This window comes from Hyalangium sp., assembly GCF_035629615.1.
In the GTDB taxonomy this organism is placed as follows: domain Bacteria; phylum Myxococcota; class Myxococcia; order Myxococcales; family Myxococcaceae; genus Hyalangium.
On record NZ_DASPHO010000637.1, the window covers coordinates 1 to 24,668 of the forward strand.

The 24,668-nt window shown below is 68.4% G+C and carries 21 protein-coding genes and 1 pseudogene; 12 read left to right on the plus strand and 10 right to left on the minus strand.

Annotated elements, in window-relative coordinates:
* On the plus strand, positions 1 to 2,577 hold a 2,577-nt coding region (locus VD972_RS32535; RefSeq protein ID WP_324992681.1), incomplete at its 5' end, for a TonB-dependent receptor domain-containing protein.
* A 1-nt stretch (position 2,578) separates the two neighbouring features.
* Entirely contained in the window at positions 2,579 to 3,445 is an 867-nt protein-coding gene (locus VD972_RS32540) for a hypothetical protein (RefSeq protein WP_324992682.1), read from the plus strand.
* 1 nt (position 3,446) lies between these two features.
* Here the strand turns inward: VD972_RS32540 and VD972_RS32545 are convergent, their stop codons facing one another.
* Positions 3,447 to 4,721: an Hsp70 family protein gene (locus VD972_RS32545; RefSeq protein WP_324992683.1), complete on the minus strand. Its 1,275-nt coding sequence runs from the start codon at positions 4,719 to 4,721 to the stop codon at positions 3,447 to 3,449.
* 152 nt (positions 4,722 to 4,873) lie between these two features.
* Between VD972_RS32545 and VD972_RS32550 the strand changes: the two genes are divergently transcribed.
* Positions 4,874 to 5,665 (plus strand): hypothetical protein, encoded by a 792-nt coding sequence (locus tag VD972_RS32550; RefSeq protein ID WP_324992684.1) that lies wholly within the window; start codon positions 4,874 to 4,876, stop codon positions 5,663 to 5,665.
* 40 nt (positions 5,666 to 5,705) lie between these two features.
* Here VD972_RS32550 and VD972_RS32555 read toward each other — a convergent pair whose 3' ends face one another.
* The 3 genes from VD972_RS32555 to VD972_RS32565 form a co-directional block, all read right to left on the minus strand.
* Positions 5,706 to 6,254, minus strand: coding sequence for an inorganic diphosphatase (locus tag VD972_RS32555; RefSeq protein WP_324992685.1), 549 nt, complete (start codon positions 6,252 to 6,254; stop codon positions 5,706 to 5,708).
* 103 nt (positions 6,255 to 6,357) lie between these two features.
* Positions 6,358 to 7,824, minus strand: coding sequence for a protein adenylyltransferase SelO (locus VD972_RS32560; RefSeq protein WP_324992686.1), 1,467 nt, complete (start codon positions 7,822 to 7,824; stop codon positions 6,358 to 6,360).
* Positions 7,825 to 7,903: 79 nt separating this feature from the next.
* Entirely contained in the window at positions 7,904 to 9,268 is a 1,365-nt protein-coding gene (locus tag VD972_RS32565) for a flavin monoamine oxidase family protein (protein ID WP_324992687.1), read from the minus strand.
* A gap of 83 nt (positions 9,269 to 9,351) precedes the next feature.
* Between VD972_RS32565 and VD972_RS32570 the strand changes: the two genes are divergently transcribed.
* From VD972_RS32570 to VD972_RS32580, 3 genes are all read left to right on the plus strand, one after another.
* Positions 9,352 to 9,834, plus strand: coding sequence for a DUF4442 domain-containing protein (locus VD972_RS32570; RefSeq protein WP_324992688.1), 483 nt, complete (start codon positions 9,352 to 9,354; stop codon positions 9,832 to 9,834).
* Positions 9,835 to 10,001: 167 nt separating this feature from the next.
* A complete protein-coding gene (locus tag VD972_RS32575; protein WP_324992689.1) occupies positions 10,002 to 11,300 on the plus strand; it encodes a hypothetical protein in 1,299 nt (432 codons plus the stop codon).
* Positions 11,278 to 11,880, plus strand: coding sequence for a hypothetical protein (locus tag VD972_RS32580; protein ID WP_324992690.1), 603 nt, complete (start codon positions 11,278 to 11,280; stop codon positions 11,878 to 11,880). The genes VD972_RS32575 and VD972_RS32580 overlap by 23 nt, the downstream gene beginning before the upstream one ends.
* 259 nt (positions 11,881 to 12,139) lie before the next feature.
* Here VD972_RS32580 and VD972_RS32585 read toward each other — a convergent pair whose 3' ends face one another.
* A complete protein-coding gene (locus tag VD972_RS32585) occupies positions 12,140 to 13,087 on the minus strand; it encodes an HNH endonuclease (protein ID WP_324992691.1) in 948 nt (315 codons plus the stop codon).
* A gap of 274 nt (positions 13,088 to 13,361) precedes the next feature.
* Here VD972_RS32585 and VD972_RS32590 point away from each other — a divergent pair, with 274 nt between their 5' ends.
* Positions 13,362 to 14,255 carry a DUF3396 domain-containing protein gene (locus VD972_RS32590; RefSeq protein WP_324992692.1) on the plus strand — a complete coding sequence of 298 codons (894 nt, stop codon included), beginning with the start codon at positions 13,362 to 13,364 and terminating at the stop codon, positions 14,253 to 14,255.
* Here VD972_RS32590 and map read toward each other — a convergent pair.
* Positions 14,212 to 15,012 (minus strand): type I methionyl aminopeptidase, encoded by an 801-nt coding sequence (map, locus tag VD972_RS32595; RefSeq protein ID WP_324992693.1) that lies wholly within the window; start codon positions 15,010 to 15,012, stop codon positions 14,212 to 14,214. The genes VD972_RS32590 and map overlap by 44 nt on opposite strands.
* A gap of 89 nt (positions 15,013 to 15,101) precedes the next feature.
* Between map and VD972_RS32600 the strand changes: the two are divergent.
* Positions 15,102 to 15,359 (plus strand): annotated as a pseudogene (locus tag VD972_RS32600) (LysR family transcriptional regulator); the annotation flags it as partial.
* A 1-nt stretch (position 15,360) separates the two neighbouring features.
* On the opposite strand, the gene VD972_RS32605 reads toward VD972_RS32600, so the two are convergent.
* Positions 15,361 to 16,497 carry a triacylglycerol lipase gene (locus VD972_RS32605; RefSeq protein WP_324992722.1) on the minus strand — a complete coding sequence of 379 codons (1,137 nt, stop codon included), beginning with the start codon at positions 16,495 to 16,497 and terminating at the stop codon, positions 15,361 to 15,363.
* Between the two features lie 127 nt (positions 16,498 to 16,624).
* Between VD972_RS32605 and VD972_RS32610 the strand changes: the two genes are divergently transcribed.
* The 3 genes from VD972_RS32610 (at position 16,625) to VD972_RS32620 (ending at position 20,222) form a co-directional block, all read left to right on the plus strand.
* Positions 16,625 to 18,685, plus strand: a complete 2,061-nt coding sequence (locus VD972_RS32610; protein ID WP_324992694.1) for a S46 family peptidase — start codon at positions 16,625 to 16,627, stop codon at positions 18,683 to 18,685.
* A gap of 244 nt (positions 18,686 to 18,929) precedes the next feature.
* Positions 18,930 to 19,532 carry an adenylate/guanylate cyclase domain-containing protein gene (locus VD972_RS32615; RefSeq protein ID WP_324992695.1) on the plus strand — a complete coding sequence of 201 codons (603 nt, stop codon included), beginning with the start codon at positions 18,930 to 18,932 and terminating at the stop codon, positions 19,530 to 19,532.
* A gap of 30 nt (positions 19,533 to 19,562) precedes the next feature.
* Positions 19,563 to 20,222: a glutathione S-transferase family protein gene (locus tag VD972_RS32620; RefSeq protein WP_324992696.1), complete on the plus strand. Its 660-nt coding sequence runs from the start codon at positions 19,563 to 19,565 to the stop codon at positions 20,220 to 20,222.
* A 9-nt stretch (positions 20,223 to 20,231) separates the two neighbouring features.
* On the opposite strand, the gene VD972_RS32625 is transcribed toward VD972_RS32620, so the two are convergent.
* The 3 genes from VD972_RS32625 to VD972_RS32635 form a co-directional block, all read right to left on the minus strand.
* Positions 20,232 to 20,831, minus strand: a complete 600-nt coding sequence (locus tag VD972_RS32625; protein ID WP_324992697.1) for an HAD family phosphatase — start codon at positions 20,829 to 20,831, stop codon at positions 20,232 to 20,234.
* An 8-nt stretch (positions 20,832 to 20,839) separates the two neighbouring features.
* Entirely contained in the window at positions 20,840 to 22,741 is a 1,902-nt protein-coding gene (locus VD972_RS32630) for a methyl-accepting chemotaxis protein (protein WP_324992698.1), read from the minus strand.
* A gap of 123 nt (positions 22,742 to 22,864) precedes the next feature.
* Positions 22,865 to 23,299 (minus strand): host attachment protein, encoded by a 435-nt coding sequence (locus VD972_RS32635; protein ID WP_324992699.1) that lies wholly within the window; start codon positions 23,297 to 23,299, stop codon positions 22,865 to 22,867.
* A 178-nt stretch (positions 23,300 to 23,477) separates the two neighbouring features.
* Here VD972_RS32635 and VD972_RS32640 point away from each other — a divergent pair, with 178 nt between their 5' ends.
* Positions 23,478 to 24,641 carry a M20 family metallopeptidase gene (locus VD972_RS32640; protein ID WP_324992700.1) on the plus strand — a complete coding sequence of 388 codons (1,164 nt, stop codon included), beginning with the start codon at positions 23,478 to 23,480 and terminating at the stop codon, positions 24,639 to 24,641.
* Positions 24,642 to 24,668 lie beyond the last annotated feature (27 nt).

The following is a 24,668-nucleotide window of genomic DNA, read 5'->3' on the forward strand; positions in this document are numbered from 1 at the left end:
ACCGGGGCCCTGGCTCAGGCCCCGGACGCCGGAACGCCTTCTCCTGATGCCGGCACCCCCACCGGGGTGCTCACCAAGGCTCCCGTCCTCAAGCGCCAGGTGGAGGCACAGTACCCACCCGAGGCCCTCGCGCAGCAGCTCGAGGGCACGGTGATCATGCTCATCGACATCTCCGAGACGGGTGCCGTCACGGAGGTTCAGGTGACGCAGTCCGCGGGCCAAGGCTTCGACGAGGCGGCTGTGGCCGCCGTGCGCCAGTTCGAGTTCGAGCCCGCCGAGGTGGACACCGTCCCCGCTCCGGTCCGCATCGAGTACTCGTACCAGTTCGTCTGGCGTGCCCCTCCGCCAGCCGAGGGTACCGAGCCAGGCCAGGCTCCCGAGCCTCCTGTGAACTTCAGCGGCCGCGCCTTGGAGCGGGGGACTCGCCGCCCGCTGATCGGCGCCGAGGTGGCCCTGCCGGAGCTGCAGCTCACCACCAGCACGAATGAAGAGGGCCGCTTCTCCTTCCGAGGCGTCCCCCTGGGAAACCACGAGGTGCTCGTCGTCCTCAGCGGGTACGACCGGTTCCGCACCCGGGAGACCCTCGCCGAGGGCCAGGAGACGCAGGCGACGTACTACGTGCAGAAGCGCATCTTCAGCCAGTACGAGACGGTGGTGCGCAGCGAGCGGGAGCGCAAGGAAGTCACTCGCACCACGCTCCAGTTGGCCGAGATCCAGAAGGTGCCGGGCACCCAGGGAGACACGCTGAAGGTGGTGCAGAACCTGCCCGGCGTGGCGCGGCCCGCCTTCAACGGCGGCCAGCTCGTCATCCGTGGCACCAGCCCGCAGGACTCGGGCGTCTTCCTGGACGGGCAGCGGATTCCCCTGCTGTACCACTTCGGTGGGCTCACCTCCGTGTACAACTCGGAGCTGCTGGACTCGCTGGACTACCTGCCCGGCAACTTCTCCTCCTACTTCGGCAACATCACCGGCGGCGTCATCAACGTGCGCAGCCGCGCCCCGAAGATGGATCGCTTCCACGGCACCGCGAGCGTCAGCCTCCTCGAGTCCAACGCCGTGCTCGAGGGCCCCATCACCGACAACCTGGGCATCGCCGTGGCCGGCCGGCGCTCCTACATCGACCTGGTGCTCAAGCTCGTCCCCGAGAATGAGGAGGGCCCCTCCATCCAGGTGGCCCCGCGCTACTACGACGCCCAGGTGAAGCTGCACTGGACGCCCCGCAAGCAGCACACCTTCACCCTGCAGGCGCTCACCTCCAATGACACGCTGGGGCTGCTGTTCGACCGGCCCGCGGACCAGGATCCCAGCATCAACGGCGACTTCAAGATCACCACCGGCTTCAACCAGCTGCGGCTCGGCCACCAGTACAAGGGCGGGGCGCTCACCGTGGACAGCCAGGGCCTGGTGGGCAACACCCTCATCGAGTTCACCCTGGGCGACCGCTTCCTGCGCATTGCCTCGCTGGACCTGGATCTGCGCTCCACCGCCGAGTACAGCCTGAGCGAGGCGCTCACCCTGGCGGGCGGTCTGGACATCCAGTACGCCAACGCCCACGTGAAGGCGCGTGTCCAGGCGCCACCCCGCGAGGGTGAGCCGGTGGGGCCGGGAGTCACGGATGAGATCCTCACCTCGGACGGCGCCTACTACCAATACTTCCCGGCGGTGTGGGCCGAGGCGCGCTGGCGCCCGCTCGAGGGCCTGCTGCTGGTGCCGGGCGTGCGCAGCGAGAGCTACCTCTTCGAGGAGCAGAGGGTGAACAAGCGCTCACTCAACCCGCGGCTGGCGGTGCGCTACGCGCTGACGGACACGGTGACGCTCAAGGGCGGCGCGGGCCTCTACCACGGTCCCCCGCTCCAGGAAGAGCCCAGCACCGCGTTTGGCAACCCGGAGCTGAAGGCCAAGCGCTCCTTCCAGTACGGCGTGGGCACCGAGTGGCAGCCGACGCCCGAGTACTTCATCAGCGGCGAGCTCTTCTACAATGACTTGCACCGCCTCATCGTCAGCTCGGACAGGCTGGTGGAGCGGGGCGGGCAGCTGGTGCCCGAGCGGCTGAACAATGTCGGCACCGGCCGCATCTACGGCTTCGAGCTGCTGGCCCGGCGCGTCCTCACCGAGCGCCTCTTCGGGTGGGTGGCGTACACCTTCAGCCGCAGCCAGCGGCGCGACACGCCAGAGGGGCCTGAGCGTCTGTTCGACAGCGATCAGACGCACGTGCTGACGGCCATCGCCAGCTACAAGCTGCCGGCCGGGTGGGAGGTGGGAGCGCGCTTCCGCTTCTCCTCCGGCAACCCGCTCACGCCCATCGTCGGAGCGCGGCGAGATGACTCCACGGATGTCTTCGTCCCCGTCTTCGGGGGGGTGAACTCGCAGCGGCTGCCCAACTTCCATCAGCTGGATGTCCGCATCGACAAGAACTTCATCTTCGACCAGTGGAACCTGAACGTGTACGTGGACCTGACCAACGCCTACAACAACCCGGCGAAGGAAGGCATCCTCTACAACTACAACTACTCCGAGTCGGCGTTCCTCGAGGGCCTGCCCCTCCTGCCGATCCTCGGCGCCAAGGGGAGCTTCTGACATGCGCGCGCCCGTTCTTCTCTGCCTGAGCCTGGCGGTGGCCGCGTGCGGTCCGGCATTCGAGCTGCAGCAAGAGATCCGCCGGGTCCGGGTGCTGGCCATCAAGGCCGAGCCCGCCGAGCTGACGCTGAACCCGGATGCCCCCGCGCTGCCGCCCCCCACCGTGTTCACCGCGCTGGCAGTGGCCCCGGATGACCGGACTCCAGACGTGGCGCTCGCGCTGTGCCGGCCGGGCAATGCCTACAGCAGTGAGCTGGAGTGTCCGGGCAAGGATGGCGCCTCGCTGCCGCAGGGTGAGCTGTCACTGCAGGATCCAGATGTGCAGCAGATCTTGCAGGAGACGGCGGACGCGGGTGGCGGCGGAGCGCCCCTCGACTTCAATGATCCGCAGACGCGTGCCGTGCTGGAGAAGGGCGTGCCGCTCTTCATCGGCTACAAGGCCAGCGATGGCACGGACACTCCCGAGGGTGAAGAGCTGGGCGTGCGCCGGTTGACGCTGCGGCTCACCGCCACGCCCAACCAGAATCCGCGCATGGAGGACATCCTCCTGGACGACGCGCCACTCGCAGGCCCGCTGGCGCTGAGCACCGAGCTGGTGCTCCGGCCCAAGCTCGCCGAGGGAAGCCTGGAGCGGTACGAGACGGAGGAAGGGCCTCGGACGGAGCAAGTCTTCTACAGCTGGTACGCCACCGGCGAGGGCGAGGTGAAGCAGCTGCGCTCGCTGGAGCCGGTGGATGGCAAGCCGGGCGAGCCCACGATCACGTACCTCACGCCTGGCACGGCCCAGCGCGTGACGATCTACGTGGTGGCCCGGGATGGACGTGGCGGTGTGGACTGGCTGTCGCGCACGTTGGACGTGGGGCCGTAGCTCAGGCGCCGGTCGGCTCCAGCGACTGGAGCTCGGCGGAGGCCCGGCCGAGGCCCTCGGCCACCGAGGTGAAGGCGTCCGCTGTGCGCACGCGCTCCTCGCCAAAGCGATCCGCGTAGAGCTTCCGCACCGCGGGAATCTGCGAGGAGCCGCCCGTGAGGAACACCGCGTCGATCTCTCCCGCCCCCGCGCACCGATCCAGCAACCCCTGAGTCACTTGCTCCAGCTCGGTGAGCAACGGCTGGCAGAAGGCGTCGAATTCCGCGCGGGTGATGCGCTCGTGCACCTGGATGCGCGCCTCCTCGAAGTCCACCGTGGCCTCCTCTTCCCGCGAGAGCCGCACCTTCGCCGCCTCGATGGCCCGGAAGAGCCGGTAGCCCAGGTTCTCCATCACCAGGTCGTACAGCGCCTCCGCCGTCTCCGGCTTGTCGCTGGACTCCAGCATCAGCCCCAGCAGCTCCTGCGTGGACTTCTCCCGGATGAAGGACATCTCGTGCCAGGACAGCAGCTTCGCCATCACATGCTGCGGCACGGGCAGTCGCTTGTCCGTAAAGCCGCGCACTTTGTAGGTGGTGCCTGCGCCGAACCAGGGCAGCAGCTTGTGGCGCATGATCTCCGCGTCGAACTTGTCACCGCCGATCCGAACGCCCGTGGAGCCCACCACATCCGGCCGCCGATCCAGCCGCCCCCGGCGAGAGGGCCCCAGCTTCATCAGCGTCAGGTCCGTGGTACCCGCGCCGAAGTCCGCCACCAGCACCAGCTCGTCGCGTGAGAGCTGCGCCTCGTAGGCGAGCGCCGCGGCGATGGGCTCGATGAGGAACTGGATGCGGGTGAAGCCGGCCAGCTCCGCCGCCTTGCGCAGCCGCTGCTCGGCCAGCGCGTCCGCCTCGGGCTCCGGAGAGAAGAGGGCCGGGCGCCCCAGCATGACCGCCTCGGGCGGGCTCCCCAGGTGCGCACCTGCTGCCTCGCGCACCCGTCGCAGCAGGACCGCCACCAGCTCCTCGATGGTCCACGTGCGGCTGTGCACCTGCGTGGCGCGGAAGGAGCGGCTGTGCAGGAAGGACTTCACCGACTGGATGAAGCGCCCGGCGTTGTCCTCCAGGTACCGGGTGATGGCCTCCTCGCCTGTGTACGTGGTGCGCTCGTCCTCCGGGAAGAAGAGCACCGAGCGGAAGAGGCGAGGCTCGGGCGTTCCCAGCGCGATGGGCAGCACCCGGCCGTCTGGCAGGGCCGCCGCTGTGTTGCTCGTTCCGAAGTCGAGGCCGCAGACGTGCATGGCTCTCGCGCCATACCGCTGAACCAGGCGTGAAGGTAGCGCCTTCTCGGGGGACAGCCAGCAGAGCGGGCCGAGGGTACCTGCCCGGCTCGGGTTGGCGCTCGAAGCCCAGGCTCCATCTTTGCCCTGTCCACCTGATGACAGGAGAGAACATGAGAGTCGGAACAGGAGGGTTGTTGGCCGGGCTGGCCGCCTTGCTCCTCACGGCGGGGTGCAAGGAGGGCCGACCCGTTGGAGAGCCGCGAGAGGGGGAGCAGGCCTCCGCGGCTCAGAGCGTGGAGCAGGCCCAGAAGCAGTCCGAGCAGGCGTTCGATCAGGCTGAGGAGGCTCAAGGGAAGGCCAGCGCTGAGCAGCGGGATGCCGCCCAGGCTCAGCGGGACGTGCAGGAGGCCCAGAAGAGCCTGGCGGAGGCCCAAGGGCGGGCTCGGACGGAGGCCCAGGAGGCGCAGACGGCCCAGCAGCAGGCCCAGCAGCAGACGCAGGCGGCCCAGCAGGCGGTGACCCAGTCTCAGCAGAACGCGCTGGATGCTCAACGGCAGCAGCAGAGCGAGCTGGCGCAGCCAGCCCAGCCGCAGGCAGGGGCGTCGCCGCCCGCGGTTCAGGCTCCGGCCCCCTCGACCCAGGCGCAGGGTGAGCAGGTCATCGTCGGCGAGGTGCTCACGGTCAACGATCGGGAGCTGCTGGTGAGCAGCCGTGGCGAGCCACAACGGCGGCTCCAGGTGCAGCCCGGGACCGTCATCCTCGTGGATGGCCGTCAGGCGCGCGCCGCGGACATCGAAGAGGGCAGCCAGGTGCGTGCGTCCTTCCATGACCAGGGCGGTGAGCCGACCGCGACGCGCATCGAGGTGACCACGTCCGTACGGCCGGCCATTCCCGCTGCGCCCGAGAGTGGCGAGTCCACGCCAGGGGCTCAGCCTCAGGAGGCTCCGTTCCAGGAGAACTGAGCAGGGGCGGCTTCAAGCTCGTGGGGTGAGCCCTGGCAGCTCACCCCACCGCATGCACTTCGAGCAGCTTCTCGGCCACCGCCGCTCCCTTCCATCCCAGGACACGGGCGTCCTTGTTCGCGAAGGCCACCACGGTGAGGAAGAAGTGCTCCAGCTCCTCGCGCTCCCGGCGGGACAGATCCTGGTGGCTGCGCAGGTGCTCGGCCCGTGCTGCGGACACGGGCACCATGAGGAGCCTGTCGTTGCGCTCGCGGCCCTTGCCCTTCTTCTTCTTCTGATCCACCTGGAGGACGCCGAGCGCGCGGCACGGCAGCACCACCCCGGGCCAGGTGGCCACGTCCCAGTACACCATGGCATCCATCGGATCGCCGTCCGGCCCCTGGGTGCTGGGGATGAAGCCCCAGTCGAAGGGGTAGCGCAGCCCCCGCGTCAGCGGCCGGCTGATGGTGAAGGCCCGCAGCTCTGGCTCGTACTTCAGCTTCACCGTGGAGCCGCGGGGGGACTCGACGACGACATGAAAGGCGCCCTCTTTGCCGCGCAGGGGCAGCCGCGAGAGATCCGAGACCTTGTCCACCTGCGGCTCCAACATGGGAACAGAGCCTCCGGGGGAGAGGTGGACACGGCCGTACCGTGGAGCCAGCCATCTCTCAGGAGAGTCGCGGTGTCCCTGCGCCTGCCCGCTCGGAGGGCACTCAGGAGCTGCAGCTGACCGCCAGGTGCTTGCCCCAGGCGGGCGGGGGAGCCGCCAGCGCCTCGTGCTCGGGCTGCTCATCAAAGGGATGGGAGAGCACTGCTCGCAGCCGCTCCACCTCGCTGAAGTCGCCCTCCTGCGCGCGGGTGATGGCTGTCTGGGCCAGGTAGTTGCGCAGCACGTACTTGGGATTGGCGCGCTCCATGCGAGTGCAGCGCTCGGCATCCTCGCTGCCCTCGGAGAGCAGCCGCGTGCGGTAGGCCGCTGCCCACGCGTCGAAGGCCGCCGTGTCCAGGAACAAGTCCCGAAGCGGCTCGTTGCGGGCCTCGGTGGAGGAGTCGAAGCGCCCCAGCCTGCGGAAGAAGCGCGTGTAGTCCACCCGGGCCTCGGTCATCCGGGCGAGGAGCGTCTCGAGGAGCTCCAGGTCCCCGGCGCGAGCCTCACGCAGGCCGAGCTTCTCTCGCATCCGCGCCAGGAAGTGGGTGCTGAAGCTGGGAGCAAAGGCTTGGAGCGCAGCCTCCGCCTCTTCCTGGGGGATGAGCGTGGCGAGCGCCTCGGCCAGACGGGCCAGGTTCCATACGGCGATCCGCGGCTGCTTGTTGAAGGCGTACCGCCCGAAGTCATCCGAGTGGTTGCAGATGAAGCCCGGCTCGAAGTCATCCAGGAAGCCGAAGGGCCCGTAGTCCAGGGTGAGCCCGAGGATGGACATGTTGTCCGTGTTGAGCACGCCATGCGCGAAGCCCACTGCCTGCCACTGCGCGACGAGCTGCGCGGTGCGCTCCACCACCTCCGCGAAGAAGCGCGCATGCCGGTCCTTCGTACCCTCCAGGTGCGGGAAGTGCCGCGCGAGCACGTAGTCCGCCAGCGTCGCGACGTGCTCGCGCTGCTTGGTGTGATGGAAGTACTCGAAGGTGCCGAAGCGCACGTGGGAGGGTGCCAGCCGGATCAGCATGGCGCCCGTCTCCACCTCCTCGCGGTACACCTTCTCGCTCCCGGCGATGATGCAGAGGGCGCGCGTGGTGGGGATGCCCAGCCCATGCATGGCCTCGCTGCACAGGTACTCGCGGATGGTGGAGCGCAGGACCGCGCGTCCGTCCCCCCTGCGCGAGAAGGGCGTGAGGCCCGAGCCCTTCAGGTTCAGCTCCCACCGCTCGCCCGTGGAGGTCTGCAGCTCGCCCAGCAGCAGGGCGCGCCCATCCCCCAGCCGGGGCACGTACACCCCGAACTGGTGACCGGCGTAGACGGCCGCGACCGGCTCCATTCCGGGCAGGGGCCGCACCCCGCCAAAGGCCTCCACGAACTCGGGGCGCTGGACCTCGGAGGCGTCGATCTCAAGCAGGCGGAGCGCCTCCGGACTGACGCTCACCAGGCGCGCGTCCTCGAGCGGCTGGGGAGGCACACGCACGCTGAACCCGGCAGGCAGGTGAGCATACGAGTTGTCGAAGCGGAGCTGCTCGAGCGAAGGCATGACAGGAGATTACAGCGAGGCTCCCAGCGGCGCATCCCGCAGAGGCTCCACCTGGAAGATCCCCAGGAGCGCGAGCACCCTAGCGCTGGAGGTCCAGCAGCCGGGCGGTGAGCTCTTTCGCGGCACGCTCGCCGGACTCCACGGCCCCGTCGATGTAGCCACAGCCCTCTACCGCTGTCTCCGTCCCCGCCCAGTGCACCCGGCCGCAGGGAGTCCGCAGTGCATCGCCAATGGCCGTGAGGGTGCCGGGCCGAGGCAGGCCTACGTAGCAACCGGTGCTCCAAGGCTCGGCAATCCAGTCCAGATCCGCGTAGGCGGTGGGCTCGAGGGCCTGGGGGCCGAAGAAGCGCGCGAAGCACTCCAGCGCTGCGCGGCGGCGTTCCTCGGCAGGGCGTCCTGTCCAGGCGCGCGCCGTGTCTCCCAGGAAGAAGCCCACCAGGGCCGGGTGGTGCCCGTTCTGCCCCGTGTCATCGAAGCACAGTCGCACCGGCCCTCCATCACTCACGGCCTCGCCCGACAAGCCGGCCTCGCGCCAGAAGGGCCGGGAATAGGTGGCCACCCCCTTGATGACACTGCCCATGGGCAGCTCCGCGTGGGCGCGGCGGCGAGCGGTGGGGAGCTCCGCCCCGAAGTCCATCCGCTCGGCGAGCGCGGGCGGCACCGCGACCACCGCATACCGGCCGCGCCAGCTCCTCCCCTCACCGTGCACCACCACGCCCTGCGCCTCCTGGAGCACCGCGCGCACGGGCGCGGAGAGCACCACGCGGGCGCCCAGGGGCTCAGCCAGGCGCAGGGCGATGCCTTGTGCGCCGCCCTCAATTCGTTCGGCCTGGGCGCCGTTCTCTATCTCGGCCAGCGGCATCAGCCCGCCATTGGAGTGGATGTAGAAGAGGAAGTGGAGGAAGGACAGCTCGCTGGGCTCGGCCCCGAAGATGGCGCGGGTGGCGACGTCCAGCGCCGCCCGGGCGCCCCAGCTGGGGACGTGGCGCTGCTTCCAGGCCTCGAGGGTGAGCGCGTCCCACTCGGCGGCCTTGGGTGCAGTGTGGGGGCGATCGCGTGGCACACGGCGGGCGAGCCTGTCCAGCCGCCAGATGTTGCGCTGCAAGTCCAGCAGGCTCAGCAGCGGCAGTGCCGGCACCTTGCCCCGGTACGTCCGGCGCTCGCCGCGGAGCTCTAGCACCTTGGTGCCGTGGTGGAACTGGGGGAAGCGTCTCAGGCCCAGCGCCTCGACCATTCGCAAGGCGTGGTGCTGGTGGGGCCCTACCCACTGCCCTCCGAGGTCCACCACATCCCCACCCACCGGCTGGCTCAGGGTGCGCCCCCCGACACGCTCACGGGCTTCGAGCACCAGGACGGAGGCGCCCGCCAGGGTGAGGGCTCGGGCGGCGGTGAGCCCCGCGATGCCCGCGCCGATGATGATGACGTCCGCATCCGGCTGCACCATGTTCCCTCCGGGGGATGCACTGTAGACGGTTGCCGGATTGACGGGGGGGGCCAGGAACTCCTAGGGAGAGGCTCGTGCAACCCATGGACCTCATCGAACGGCTGCGTCAGCTGTCTCCCAGTGCGGCGAACGTGCTCCTGAGCGCCGCGCTGCCACAGATCATCCCCTCTGCCAGCGGGCTGGGCATTCGGGTGGAGGAGGTGACGGACACGCGCGTGCGGCTGTCCGTGCCGCTCAAGCGACGCACGCGCAACCATGTGAAGGGGCTCTACTTCGGCGTGCAGATGACGCTGGCGGAGCTGACGGGAGGGTTGCTGCTCCTGCGGCGGTTCCCGCCCACGGAGTATCGCTCGCTCGTCAAGCGGGTGGAGGCGGACTTTCGGGCCCAGGGGAGGAGCACGGTGTATGCCGTGTGTGAGCCGCCTCCGGAGGTGTTCGGGACGCTGGCAGAGGCGCTGCGGCAGAAGGGAGACAAGGCCGAGGCGTGGGTGCCCGTGCAGCTGCTGGCCGAGGATGGCACCGTCGTCACCGAGGTGCGCTTCCTGGACTCGGTGAAGAGGTTGTGAGCCGGGCTGTGAGCGGTTTAGTGGCCCTCCGCGATCCATCTCGGACGCTCCAGCGTCATGAAGCAAGGCGGCTCGTGTCAGCGCTGCTCGCGTTGGTGGCGCTGACGTGGATGGCTGGCTGCGCGACCAGTGGTGCCGGGGGCCGACACTCTGCCTTCCAGACCACAATGGTCCCGTCCGACCTCTCCCAGGATGGCGGTGGCGGTGGCTTCTGGGCGGAGAGGGATGACTTTCAGCTCCTGCAGCAATCGGCGGGACTGGAGGAGGACTCCTGGCACGAGGCGGGAGAGGAGCTGGAGACCGAGGATGCGCAAGCGCTGTGGGAGGCGCTGGCTCGCACGGGGACGACCCTCCAGAGCTTCGGCCCGGGCCGCTCCCTTGCCTTCGTGCTGCGTCAGGTGCGCACCCAGGATGAGGACGTGCCTTATGCCGAGCTGTTGCAGCGCCTGCGCCCCTTTCGCTTCCTGGTGGTAATGAGGCCAGACGGCTACCTGGTCAGCGCCCTCACGGGAAGGCCCCTCCAACGCATGTGGAAGGGCCGCGTGGAGCTGCGCGGAGGCAGGCTCATGGTGGGCACCTTCGAGGTGGGTGCCTTCTACCGGGACAAGGGCGGCGTCTTCTATACCGTGGACGACTCGCTGAGCCAGCCTGGAGCCATGGTGGGAGAGCTGGGCCTGGAGCGGGACTGGTTCAACGCTGCTCTCGATGGCGGCGGGGATGCGCTGGGGGAGATGGCGCAAGCCCTGGCCCACTTCGTCAACGACCCCATTCGAAGCCTCGAGGGGCTTGAGCAACTGCCGTCGGCGGTGGCCGCCCTCATTGCGTCCTCGCCCGACTACTTCGCCCGCTACTCCGCCCTGCCGGTGCAGGAGCAGATTCGGGAGGCCGCCCGGCTGGCCACGCACCTGATGATGCTCTACGGCAGCGCGGCTGGTACAGCCACGCGCATCGGCACGGCGGGGACAAAGCTGCCGGTACTGTCCCTCAGTGCGGAGGGGGCCTTGGCGATAGAGCAGGTGGCGGTCCCCGTGGGCGCCACGGCGGCGGCGGTGGGGACAGGCGCTGGGGCCGTCTACGTCCTCATGGAGTCCACGAAGGATCCAGGTGAGGGCGGCGGGGCTCAGGCCTCCGGTACTGCGAAGGGGGCAGGAGGTGGCTTCAAGCCCTTCGTGGAAGGCAACTTCCGTGAAAACCTCGCGCGCCTGACGGGAAGAATGCCCGAAGACGCGCACGCCCACCATGTGTTCCCTCGGGCGCTCGAAAAAAATTTCAAAGAGGCGGGGATCAATATCCACGATCCGAGGTTCGGTACATGGTGGGAGAGGTCCAGCCACCTCAAGAAGGCACACGACTATACTCAGCGTTGGCGGGAGTTCCTTTTCAGGAGGCCCCCTCCCTCGTTCGAGCAGATCCTTCAGTTCGGAAGAGAGCTGGCACGTGAGTATGGATTCCAAGTCAACTACTAAGGTTTTCCCCGGCTTCGACAAGCTCTTCTGGTTTATCGAGGCAGGGAGCAGGAGGCCATTCAGGGGAGAGATGGCCCTAGGGACGGATGTCCGCGGCTTGACTCGTGCTGAAGTGCACCCATCCCACCCAGTCACAGTGGAATGGGCGATGGGGAGTGCCAAGCCGGGTGAAGTGATGTGGACGACGCACGGAGAACCTATCGTTGTCTCCGATTCTGTCGTGCAACTTCTGCGATCACACGGGTTCACCGGGTGGTCTCTCTATGAGGTCTCCGTCCGGGACAAGCAGGGTCAGTTGAGCCCAGGCTATAGCGGCCTCGCTGTCACAGGCCGGTGCGGAAACATCGAGTGGGAGCAAGGAATCGAGGTGCCGCGGATTCGCCCTGCCGGCATCTTCCCCGTGTGGAAGGGGCTCTTCTTCAATCCTGCGTCGTGGGATGGCTCCGACTTCTTCATGGACGCGGAAGGCGCCGGGTATGTGTTCGTGGTGGAAGGCGTGAAGAAGGCGTTCGAACGGGCGAAGATCCGGAATGTGAAGTTTGAGTCTCTGGATCAATTCGAGAGGTCGTGGAAGATCTGAGAACCACCACGGGGCGGGTGTATGGGGACGGCAGATCAGCTCCATGTTGGACGTCGTGCGCGAATGGCTCCGTCGTCACCGAGGTGCGCTTCCTGGACTCGCCGAGTGTTGACTCCGCCACCGCCAGTGCCTTCAGTTTGACAGGGTGGACCGTCTAACACTCCTGCGTCACATCACATCAAAGACCACGCTATGGGTGAGATCAGGATTTGACTGGCTACGCAGCCGGATACACCAGGAAGTGGGAGACTGTTGGGGCTCAGGCCACCCGCTGGAGGAAGCGGGTGTAGCGCTCCTCCAGGAACTGCTCGCGAGGCCACTGATCGCGCCGGGTCGGCTTGTGGAGGGGCCGCCCGTCAAAAGACTTCAGGGCGTGCTCCAGCGTGGGGCCATCGTGTGCCTCTCGCAGCTCGCGGGACAGTTCAATGTGTCCATCCGGGCGGATGCCGAGCAGATCCGCGTCGAACGCGCCGTGATGGAGATGGCACAACGCAAGCCCATTGGGTACTTCGGGGACGCCACGCTCGTCCCGGTCCGGGAGGATGTGTGCGCCCTGAAGGAGCTCTGAGCGAGGCAGGCGGCAGATGGCACAGCGGTGCTCGTAGGCGTGGAGCACGTGAAGCCGGAAGGTCTCCTGATGGAGGCGTTTCTTGGCCTGGACCGTGATGTAGCCGCGCCGGATGCGATCCGCCGTCGCATCGTGGAGGGCCGTGCCGGGAGGTTCCACGCTCAGCGCTTCGTCCGCGACCACCTCGCAGGTGAGGGTTCGCGCGTCGAAGCGGGAGACGTAGGCCGGCCAGATGGGCCGGTACATGCCGGGGTCCACACCATAGAAGTAGATGAGGGGAGCCTCCAAAGCCAGGGCCTGGGCGAGGAGCTGGTTGGAGTGGTTCTCGGGATCTTCTCCCTTGAAGCGGTAGAAGAAGGCTCCGTCCTCCGAGGCAAGGTCATCGTAGCGGGCGAACCGACCTTGGCGCGGAACGATGGTCTTGATGGACAGCGCGCCCCCGCGCATCTGCCGCGGACGGAAGATGCCTTGGGCCTTCGTGGCGAAGTAGAGGAGCTCTCCCCGGAAGGAGAAGCCTTGCGTCACCACCTCCCATGGGAGCACCGCGCCGTGGAGCCGCGTCAGCTCCGCGAGCCGCTGGAAAGCGGCCTGCCGGATGGGCCAGTCAGGATCGGAGCTGGAGAACGCGGATGCGGGCATATGCAGGAGATGGACACAGCATACCTCTTCACCAGCACGTCCTGCACGGTCCACCAAGGAGCCGTTCTCCTGCGGCATGGCGATAGGTTAGGTATGGGGCCCAGCTTGTCCCGCGCGCGCTTGAAGTTGGCAGCCTTGGCGTTGGGCCGCAGCGAGGGCAAGATGAGGCAGGAAGCCCATCTCGCTTTGGGCTCGTGGGCGAGGCCGCATCTCGTGTACCAGCAGCGTTCAAGATAGAGCCGAAGCGCACTGCTCCGGGATATGGAGCGCTCCCATGATTGAGCGCTATCCACGGATCCGTTTCTATTGGGAGGTTGAGGGTGAGCGCCATCCCTGCATCCGGGAGAGCCTCAGCATCTGCTTCTACATGCGGCGCCCCCATCTGGAAGTCGCCCCAGCGGTCATGCGCGCGCTGGAGACCTACCGCAGAGCCATTGCTCCCCAAGCGCTCTCCTGGTACCCCAATCGAGAGGGTGACTGGCAAGAACTCAATGAAGATGGCTGGGAGCTCAGTCGCCGGAAGATGTCTCACCCGTTGGGGGCCCACCTCTGGTTGCGCAGCGCGCCCCAACTCATCACGAACTACGAGTTCAGGTATCACGGCCTGGCATTGGAGGCTTCATCCTGCGCCGTGGCGTTCTGGTTACCTACCGAGTACCTGGAGGACCGCGGCCCTGAGCAGGTGAAGAAGCTGGCCCTTGAGCTAGGTTCGGAGTTGCCCTTCAACTCGGGCCATGCTGGCCTCTCCTTCTACTTCATCGAGGACATGCCCGGTGTCTCCGATCCCTTGCGGAGCCTGTGTTTGCGCTATCCAGGCATGGATATGCCTGCCATGGAGAGGCTTCCCATGAGGCTCGGCACACGTCTCAAGGGCGTCTCCTGGCTGACGTTTCTTGGCTCGTCCGTGTTGGACAGCCTCGAAGGCGCAGCGGGACTGCGCGCCCGCCTGAAGTTCCCAGGAATCCAGGTGGAGGAGCTGAGCTCGGGCAGGGCCGCGGTGGCGCTGGGGGAGTGGCCCGAGGCGGGAGACGTAGAGCATGGGCACACCCTCCCCGCATACCGCGAGCTGGCACGGGTGCTGGAGCCGTGGCTCTATCAAGCCCCTCGGTCCCCTTGGAGTGGCTTTACAGATGAGGACGCTCTGAAGTGGGAGCGCCGCTTCCTCTGACAGGATCTTGCAGGGTCAGCACCTCGCAGCCCTCCCGAGTGACCAGGACGGTGTGCTCGAACTGGGCAGAGAGGCTCCCGTCCTCCGTCACCACCGTCCACTTGTCCGGCAGCACCCGCACCTCCGGGCGGCCGAGGTTCACCATGGGCTCGATGGTGAGGACCATCCCCGAGCGCAGCGTGATGCCTGTTCCTCGCTTTCCCACGTGGGGCACGTGGGGGGGGCCGTGCATAACGCGGCCGATGCCGTGCCCGCCGAACTCGTGCACCACGCTACAGCCCTCTTTGCGCGCCAGTTCCTCGATCGCTGCCCCAATGTCCCCCAGCCGCGCGCCGTGACGGACGACGGCGATGCCAGCGTCTCGGCATCGGCGCGCCACATCCACCACATGCCGCGCCTCGGCGGACACCTCACCGATGAGGAACGTGGCCGAAGTGTCCCCGTGGAACCCGCTCAGGCACGTCGTCACATCTACGTTGATGATGTCTCCAGGAGAGATTCGCTCATCCGCGTGCGGGATGCCGTGGCAGACCACGTGGTTGCGGCTGGTGCACACCGTCGCGGGGAAGCCGTGGTAGCCCAGTTGGCTCGGTGTGCCGCCGCGCCGGGCCGTGTCCTCCCGCACCCACGCGTCGATGTCGGCCGTGGAGATGCCGGGCGCCAGGCGCGCCGCAACGTACGCCAGAGTCCCGGCTGCTGCCTGTCCAGCCAGGCGCAGCCGATCAATCTCGGTCCCCTTCAGCAACGGAATTCCCATGCGAGCCAAGGTGGCACCCGCTCAGCCGCGGCGTCCAATGCTGTCTCGGTATGGAGTCCGCTCCCCGCCCTGAGCTAACCTCTCCCGCCGTGAGCCTGACGCACATCCAGTCCTTCGTAGCTGTGGCCGAGGAGGGTCACGTGGGGCGTGCCGCGCTGCGGCTCCACCTCACCCAGCCTCCGCTCAGCCGCCACATCCTCGCGCTCGAGGAAGAACTCGGCACGCCGCTCTTCGAGCGGACCCCCCGCGGCATGCGCCTGCTGCCCACGGGCGAGGCGTTCCTGCAGCACGCGCGCCGCATCCTCTCCGAGGTGGACGCAGCGGTGCACACCGTTCGGGGTGTCGCGGTCAGCGCGGCTCTTCCAGCAGGAAGTCCGCCACGTCCTTCCACAGCTTCTCGAACTGAGGCCGCCGGAAGCCCGAGCCGGAGATGAGCCAGTCCACGTGCGGCGGCTGGTGGGTCGGCTGATCGAAGTGCCCAATGGCATCCAGGTGGTCCGCCCGCACGGCCCCAATCACCCGTCCGTGCACCTGTGAGCGCGTGGGCACGATGCCGTCACACGCCTGTGGTGCGGGCAGTGCTCCAAAGGCCTGGATCAGCGCTGCCGTCTGCTCCGCCGTGTGCAGGGGCGTCTGGTTCAGCGGCAACCGGTGGGTCTGGTTGTAGAGGAACGCGTAGACCGTGTGGGTGAGCTGCGCGTACGGATCCAGCCCCACGGACAGGCGCGTGCGGAACGAAGGCGGGCGCGCCTGCGTCACCACCGAGCCGTAGCGCACCCCGGGCCGATCCGTGCACCCGGCGTTGAACAGGTCGATCCCCTCGGGCGTGAGCTGGGGAATGAGGGAGGTGTCGTTGCCCACGTCCCCCAGGAAGCGCGAGACGGCCTCGCGCCGATCCGCCGAGAAGTCTCCCAGGAGCTGATCGAAGAGTTGATCCAGGATCGTCTGCTTCCAGCCCAGCTGGTTGTCTGCCCGAGACAGCAGGTGCCCCAGCCGGAAGGCCACCGTCAGCGGCAGCCGCCCGAAGCGCAGCACGTACACGGTGAAGAGGGAGAGCAGCTTCAGGATCTGTTGCCCGAAGAGCCCCAGGAAGAAGGACGCCAGGGGCGTGCCCGCGTGGGGCGTGGACACTGTTACCACCGAGCGGACCCGGCTCGCATAGGGCTCCAGCTCCAGCCCCTCGCGCAGAGAGGCGCCCGGGTTGACGAAGAGCCGCGCGTCCAGGCCCCCGGTGGAGTGTCCCACCAGGTGCAGGGGCCCGTCGTCCGCGCTGGCCGTCTCCTGCACCCCCTTGAGCAGATCCGCGGCCCGCTGTCGGATGGAGGCGGTGGGGTGGGAGAGGATGGCCACCACCTCGGCCTCGATTCCCCGCCGGGCGAACTCCGCCTTCAGGAAGTCTCGGACGTGGCCGAAGTAGAGCAGATCCCCCAGGTTGGTGAAGCCAAAGAAGCCGGGGACCAGATAGATGTGGTGCTTCACGGACATTCCCATGAACCTTCCGGCCTCTTGGGCCGCGACTCAAGTCCCTTGTCTTCCCGGCTGCTTGTTGACGTGGGCTCCATCTCACGAAAGAACGGGCTCCTCCTCACATTTCACGCAAGGACGCCTACACGTGGACCGCCTCCTGCTCGCCCTCGGACTGCTCCTGGCCCTCCCCGCCCGCGCGGAGGAGGGGATGTGGACCTATGACGGCTTCCCTTCCGAGGCCGTGAAGAGAGCTTATGGCTTCGCTCCGACGCAGGCGTGGCTGGACTCGGTGCGGCTGGGCTCGGTCCGGCTCGCGGGCGGGTGCTCGGCCAGCTTCGTCTCTCCCACCGGGCTGGTGATGACCAACCACCACTGCATCCGCAGCTGTGTGGAGGACCTGGCCTCGCCGCAGAAGGATCTGCTGGCCGCCGGCTTCTTCGCGCCCGAGGCCAAGGACGAGCTGCGCTGCCCCAAGGTGGAGGCCAACCAGCTCATGGAGATGACGGACGTCACCGCGCGGCTGAACACGGCGACGAAGGGGCTCACCGGCGCGGCCTTCAACACCACCTTGAAGAAGGAGACGGCGAAGGTAGAGGCCGAGTGCGCCACCGGGCCGGATGTGCGCTGCGACGTGGTGACGCTCTTCAACGGTGGCAAGTACCACCTCTACAAGTACCGCCGCTTCCAGGATGTGCGCCTGGCCTTCGCCCCCGAGTTCCCCATGGCCAGCTTTGGCGGCGACCCGGACAACTTCAACTTTCCCCGCTTCGGCTTCGACGTGGCCTTCCTGCGCGTGTGGGAGAACGGCCAGCCGGCCAGGACGCCCCATTACCTGCCCTGGGCGAAGCAGGGGGTGAAGGAGGGAGAGCTCGTCTTCGTCTCCGGCCACCCCGGTGGCACCGAGCGCAAGAGCACCGTGGCCGAGCTGGAGTTCCAGCGGGACGTGGCGCTGCCCTACACCCTGCTGCACCTGGCGGAGCTGCGCGGCATGCTGCGCGAGTTCACCCAGGGCTCGCCGGAGCGCTTCCGCATTACCCGCGCGCCCCAGCGCTCGGTGGAGAACGCCCTCAAGGCGCTACGAGGCCGGCACCAGGCGCTGGCGGATCCGGCGCTGCTGGCGCAGAAGCGCAAGGCAGAGGCGGAGCTGCGGACTCGGGTGATGGCCCACTCGAAGCTGAAGGCCTCCACCGTGGGAGCCTGGGAGGAGGTGAGCCAGGCGCTCGAGCTGTACCGCCCCCTGCTCCCCGAGTACCGGATGAAGGAGGCGGGGGATGGCTTCATGTCCGAGCTCTTCACCCTCGCGCGCCACCTGGCGCGTGCCGCTGAAGAGCTGCCCAAGCCCAACTCCGAGCGGCTGCGTGAGTACACGGAGGCCCAGCTCCCCTCGCTGCGCCAGCAGCTGTTGCGCGATGCCCCCATTCCCCCGGAGCTGGAGGTGGCGACGCTCACGTTCAGCCTCAACCGGATGCGGGAGACGCTGGGCGCGGATGATCCCTTCGTCCAGAGGGTGCTCGGCCGCGAGGCGCCAGCGGATCTGGCGCGCGCGCTGGTGACGGGCACGAAGCTTCACAACCCGAAGGTGCGCCAGGCGCTGCTGGAGGGGGGGAAGGCCGCGGTGGAGGCCTCCCAGGATCCGATGCTGGTGCTGGCGCGCAAGGTGGACGCCGAGATGCGGGTGGTGCGCAAGCGCTATGAGGACATGGTGGAGGCGGTGCTCAAGCGCAACGGAGAGCGGCTGGCCCAGGCGCGTCTGGCGGTGTACGGCACGAGCGGCTACCCGGATGCCACCTTCACCCTGCGGCTCAACTACGGCGTGGTGAAGGGCTGGGAGCAGAACGGCCGCACGGTGGCGCCGTTCACCACCTTCGGCGGCGCGTGGGCACGCCACACCGGCAAGGATCCCTTCAAGCTGCCGGACTCATGGCTGGCTGCGCAGAGCAAGGTGCCGCCAGAGACGCCGCTGGACATGGCCACCACCAACGACATCATCGGCGGCAACTCCGGCTCGCCCATGGTGAACAAGGACGGGCACGTGGTGGGCCTCGTCTTCGACGGAAACCAGCCCTCGCTCGGGGGTCGGTACGCCTACGTGCCGGCGATGAACCGCACCGTGTCCGTGAATGGGGTGGGGATCCTCACCGGGCTCGAGCACGTCTACGGCGCCCGGCGCCTCGTGGAGGAGCTGCGCGCCTCCCAGGTTCCGTAACGGCCTGGCAGGAAAGCCGCGCCGCGTGGAACGGTAGCAGTGAGCGGGCCCTGTCCCGTGTCTTCTCTTCGCCGTGCACCATGCCTGCCTCTCGCCGCCTTGGACGGGGCCTTGTCATCCACCTGATGGGTTGCTGCGGCGTGTGTGAAGCCCCGGACACCGAGGGTTGTGCACTGCGTTAGCGATGATCACCTCTGATGGAGGTCAGCAGCAGCGGTTCATTGGAGCGGGGGAGGGAGGCTGTATGGCGGAGTCACCCGAACCCGAGAGCCCTCAGGTCGTCGCCATCATGTTCACGGCGATGGCGGTGGTCGGTGCACACACCCTGGGGGATGAGTCCCTGGAGCTGGCGCTGGGCGAGGAGCACGGCCGACTCGTCCGGGAGCTGCTGCCCCCTCAGGGCGGGCGCGAAGTGAAGGTGCTGGAGGATGGCTTCCTGCTCGAGTTCGATTGCGGGCTGCCCGCCGTCCGCTTCGGATTGGCGCTCCAGCAGGCCGTGGCGGAGCGCAACCAGCTGGCTCCTCCCGAGCGGCGCATGGAGCTCCGCATTGGCGCCCACCTGGGCCCGGTGCTGCACCGGGATGGTGATGTCTTCGGGGAGGGCGTGAATCTGGCGGCGCGAATCGAGGCGCTCGCCCAGCCCGGCTCCCTCTATGTCAGCGAGGCCGTTGCCCGGGAGGTGCAAGGCCACCTGCTCCCCTCTGCCGTGCGGCTGGGACGTGCGGCGCTCAAGAACATCCACCTCCCGGTGGCGGTGTTCCGTGTCGAGCCCCGCGCGAGGCGCCACCGCGCCACGCTCTTCGCTCGCGTCCGCTCATTCGTGGCGCAGCTTCATCGTAGGAGTTGAACGCCCCTCCCCCAGCGATAGGGTAGAGCCATGTCCGAACTCACGCCCGAGCTCACACTCATTGTCGCCTCGAAGAACTACTCCTCCTGGTCGCTGCGGCCGTACCTCGCGCTGGCCCACACCGGGCAGCCCTTCCGCGAGGTGATGGTGCCGCTGGATGAGCCCGACACCGCCGCGAAGATCGCCCAGCACTCGCCCAGCGGGCGCCTGCCGGCCCTGCGCCACGGGGCAATCTCCATCTGGGATTCGCTGGCCATCTGCGAATACCTCGCGGAGACGTTCCCCCAGGCGCGGCTGTGGCCGCAGGACAAAGAGGCGCGCGCGGTGGCACGCTCGGTGGTAGCGGAGATGCACTCGGGCTTCTCCAACCTGCGGCAGAACATGACCATGGACATCCGAGCCCGGAAGCCGGGCAAGGGGCGTGCGCCGGGCGTGGCCGAGGACATCGCCCGCATCCAGGCCCTGTGGAACGAATGCCGCACCCGCTTCGGCCAGGGGGGGCCGTTCCTCTTCGGGCACTTCACCATCGCGGATGCCTTCTACGCCCCCGTCGTCAGCCGGTTCGTCACCTATGAGGTGGAGCTGGATGCGGTGAGCCGCTCCTACCGCGATGCGGTGCTGGAGCTGCCGGCGCTCAAGACCTGGACGGAGGCCGCGCTGAAAGAGCCGCCCGTGAAGCGCTACCAGTAGCCCAGCGCTCTACAGTCCGAGCGCCTTGAGCTGCGTGTCGAAGGCAGGCGCATCGGTGAAGAGGTGGCCGCGGATGCCGAGCGCGTTGGCGGCCTCGACGAACTCGGGCAGATCGTCGAAGAAGGCGGCCTCGTGCGGCGCACAGCCAGCCCGCTCCAGGGCGAGCTGGTAGAAGGCGGGCTCCGGCTTCACGTGCCCCACCTCGCAGCTCATCAACAAGGCGTCGAAGCGCTGGAGCAGCGGCAGTTGAGGCCGCACGTACGCCACGTGGAGCGCGTTGGTGTTGGACAGCAGCACCAGCTTCACCCGCCCGACCAGCCCCTCCACGCGAGGCAGCACCGCCTCGTGCACGGTGAAGTGGCTGCTCCACAGCGGGGCGAACTCCTCCATGGGCAGCTCCACCCCCAGCGCCCCACACACGTCCCGGCGGATGCCCTCCGCGTCCAGCAGGCCCCGGTTGGCCGCCGTCCAGCCCGCGCCCGTGAGCCGCTGGGCCACCTCGTGCGGCGGCAGCCCCGCGCGCTGCCCCAGCCGCAGGAAGAGCCGCGCGTTGTCGTGGAACACGAGGACGTTGCCCAGATCGAGGATGATCGCGCGCGGCGGCGGCATGGCCCCTTCTATATCCGGTAGCTGCGCGCCACCTGCTGCATCTGCTCGGCGACTTCCTGCAGCGCGTGCGTGGCCTTGGTGGTGGCCTGCAGGCTGAGGACGGTCTCGTTCATCATCGCGGACAGGTCCGTCACCGCGCTGAAGATCTGGGAGATGCCCGCGTTCTGCTGGCTCACCGCGGCCGCGATCTGCCTCACCGCCGACGAGTTGTCCTGGACGATGGTGGTCAGCTCCTTGAGGTTCTCGCCGCTGGCGCGGACCTGCTCCAGCCCCTCTTCCATCCGCATGTAGCCAATCTCCGTCATCTTCGCCGCGGAGAGCATGGCCTGACCGATGTCGCCGAGGATGTCCCGCACGCGCTCGGTGGCCTGGATGGACTGGTCCGCCAGGGAGCGGATCTCCCGCGCCACCACCGAGAAGCCCTTGCCGTGCTCGCCACTGCGCACCGCCTCGATGGCGGCGTTGAGCGCCAGCATGTTGGACTGGTCCGCCAGCTCCTTCACCGTCTGGGTGATGCCGCCGATCTGCTGGCTGCGCTCGCTGAGCTGGGCGATGCGGTGGGCCATCTGCTCCACCTGGACGCGCAGCTCCTCGAAGCCTCCCAGGCCGCCGGTGATGGCGGCCTCACCGACACGGCCTACCTCCTCGGCTCGGGCGGCCACGCTCAGCACCGCGTCCGCTTTCTCCGCGGCCACCAGGGACGTCTGTTTGATCTCCTGCGCCGTCACCTGCGTCTGGTGGAGCGCGGAGGCCTGGCGAGCGATGTTCCGCTCCTGCTGGCGGTTGGCCTGCTCGAGCTCGGACACGGTGGCCTGGAGCACCCGCATGCCGTGCTGAAGGCCCGCCGTCGTGCCCCGCAGGTGGTCCACCATCCGGGCGAAGGCATTCGCGAGATCTCCCACCTCGTCGTCCCGCTGGCTGGGCGGCAAGGGCTGCGTCAGATCCCCCTGCTGGATGATGCGGCCCACCATGGCACTCAGGGCCCGCAGGGGCCGGGTGATGCGGCGGGCCAGCAGGTAGGAGCCCCCGGCCGCCAGCGCCGTGAAGAGGGCCGCCAGCCCCAGCCCCAGCGCGTCCGCGTTGGCCAGCACCCGGTACGCCTCCGCTGGATCCACGCGCGCCACGAACCGCCACCCATCTCCCACGTCCCGGACCTCGGTGCTGTTGAGCACCTCCACGGTCACCATGCCCGAGCCGCTGCGAGGGGGCCCACCCTTCGAGTCGAAGATCAGCGTGCCGTCCGGTCGCCGCACCTCGAGGACGAAGCTGTTCTGGGAGCGCTTCCGGGCACGCGCGAGCGCTGGCTCCACCACCTTGCCGAGCCGCTCCCAGTCATAGGCCGCCAGCAGCACGCCGAGCTTCTGGGGCGCGGTGAGGCCGTAGACAGGCAGCGCCAGCGGCAGCACCCGGGCCTGGAAGGCCGGATCCTCCGCGGCGGAGAACCCCTCGCCCGTCACCTGCTCCTCCTGGGCCGCGCGGAACCAGGGGCTGTTGAGCACCTGGAGCTCCCGGCCCTGCCAGGCCTCGCGCAGCTCGGGGAGGCTCGCGGAGACGGCCTGTCCTTCCATGTTGAAGAGGACCAGCCCTCTGAAGGTCGGCGAGCGGCGGGAGAAGGAGGCAAGCTCCAGGTCACTCCGGGTGAAGTCGCTCTGCTCGAGCGACTCTCGCAGGGTGTGGTCCTCCGCCCAGCTCCGGACATCTGACTCGCGCTCGACCAGCGTGGCCTCCACCAGATCCTTGAGGCCCGCCGCCTCCCGATCCAGGGAGTCCTGCACCTGCTGCTTCATCCACCGGTGGAACTCGGAGGATTCGATCCAAGCAAAGGCGAGCAGCGGTACCGCGGCCATCAGGCTGCAGTAGAGCGTCAGGTGCCCGCGTAGCTTGAGAGTGCCAAGGAGGGGGAGTTTCATGGTGCTCAAGCCCGGAGGCGGCTGCAGCGCCGCCCCCGGCATGCGTCCGGGACTCCACGTCCAGGATTCCACAATGGAGCCCCCGAGCGTAGCAGAGCCCCACAGTCTCCCCGCTATCCCCGTCTAAAGTACTGGGACACGGCCGGGGAGCTCTCGGGCCGGCACGTTGGAGAAGTCGGCGTCCAGATCCAGCACCAGGCGCTGGAGGGCTCGCTTGCTGAGCGCCTTTCGCAGCCGGCCGAGGAACTCGGGGGGCGCGGCGATGATCAATCGCTCGAAGGCATGGGAGTCCACGCCGCGATCCAGGCGCCCGGACAGCTCCCGGGCGAACCGCTCATGCTCCAGCTCCCGGCGCCCATCCGGCTCCGTCTCGGGAGGGGGGCCGTGGAGCGTGCCCGCGTTGGGGTTGTCCCGTTGCTCCTGGAGATCCGAGTTGTGCGCCCGACTCTCGTCATGGCGGAACTCCTCCAGCAGAAGCCAGTCCTCGCCCCGCTCATCCGCCGAGAACAGCCGCATCCGGCTCGCATTGCCCACCAGGATCCAGAGCTTATCCGCCATCGTCTTCCTCCTTTGGTAAAGATGGGATGCGGAGTGCCGCGGCGCCCGGCAAGCTTCCGGGCGCCAGTGGCGCCTGTGTCGGGTGCCGGGGGAGCGACCACACAGGGCCTTTTCCGTGCCCGGCCGCCTGGCATATGCCCAAGGGGCCGGGGGGTAGGCCCCCGCCGCTGGAGGCCTCATGCGTGAGATGGCAGAAGCAGCGGCCGGTTGGTTGGCAGGCAGGCTGGGGGAGATGGAGGAGGCGCTGGCGGCACTCGTCGAGGTGAACTCCTACACGGAGAACCCCGAGGGGGGCCGGAAGGTGGGCGCGCTCCTGCGCGAGGTGTTCTCGCTGCCGGGGCTGTTCGCGGAGGTGGTGTTCAGCCGCCGGTATGCGGACCACCTGGTGTTCCGCTCCCGGGGCCGGGACGGGCTCCCGCCGGTGGCGCTGGTAGGACACCTGGATACCGTCTTCCCTCCCGGCAAGTTCGAGGGCTACCGGAAGGACGGGGCGCTGCGCCGGGGCCCGGGCGTGCTGGACATGAAGGGAGGGCTCGTCGTCATCGCCTGGGCGCTCAAGGCGCTGGCCGCCTCGGGGGGGTTGGAGGTGCTCCCCCCTCTGCGGCTGGTGGTGGTGTCGGATGAGGAGGTGGGCTCGCCCGAGGGCGCGGGCGTCATCCGCAGCGCCATTGGGGGAGCCCAGGCCTGCCTCGTCTTCGAGTCCGGCCGCGCAGGGGATGCCATCATCACCCGGCGCAAGGGGACTGGCGCGGTGAAGGCGGTGGCGCATGGCAAGGCCGCTCATGCGGGCAATGCCCACCAGGAGGGAGCCAATGCCCTCTGGGCCCTGGCACGGTTCATTGATGCGGTGCAGCAACTGACGGACTACCCACGTGGGTTGACGGTGAATGTAGGCAAGGTGGTGGGAGGGCAGGGGAAGAACACGGTGCCGGACCAGGCCGAGGCGGATGTGGACCTGCGCTTCTGCACGCGCAAGGAGGGGGAGGAGCTGCTGCAGCGCTTCCACGAGGCGGGAGTGCAGGCGGCCTCGGGCATCTCCGGTACGCGCATCGAGCTGTCCGGCGGCGTGTCCCGTGAGCCCCTGGAGCGCTCCGAGGCCTCCGCGGCGCTGATGGGGGCCTATGGCACCTGCGCTCATGCCTCTGGACTGGGGACGGCCGAGGCCCCGCTGATTGGAGGAGGCTCGGATGCCAGCACCTCGTCCGGTATGGGGATTCCCTCCATTGATGGGCTGGGGCCTCGCGGCAAGGGCTTCCACACGGTGGAGGAGTACATCGAGGTGGACACGCTGATCCCCAAGGCCCAGGCCCTGGCGAGGTTCCTGGCCTCGCGAACTGCGTAACCTTTCCTCTGGGTAATTCCTTGGAAG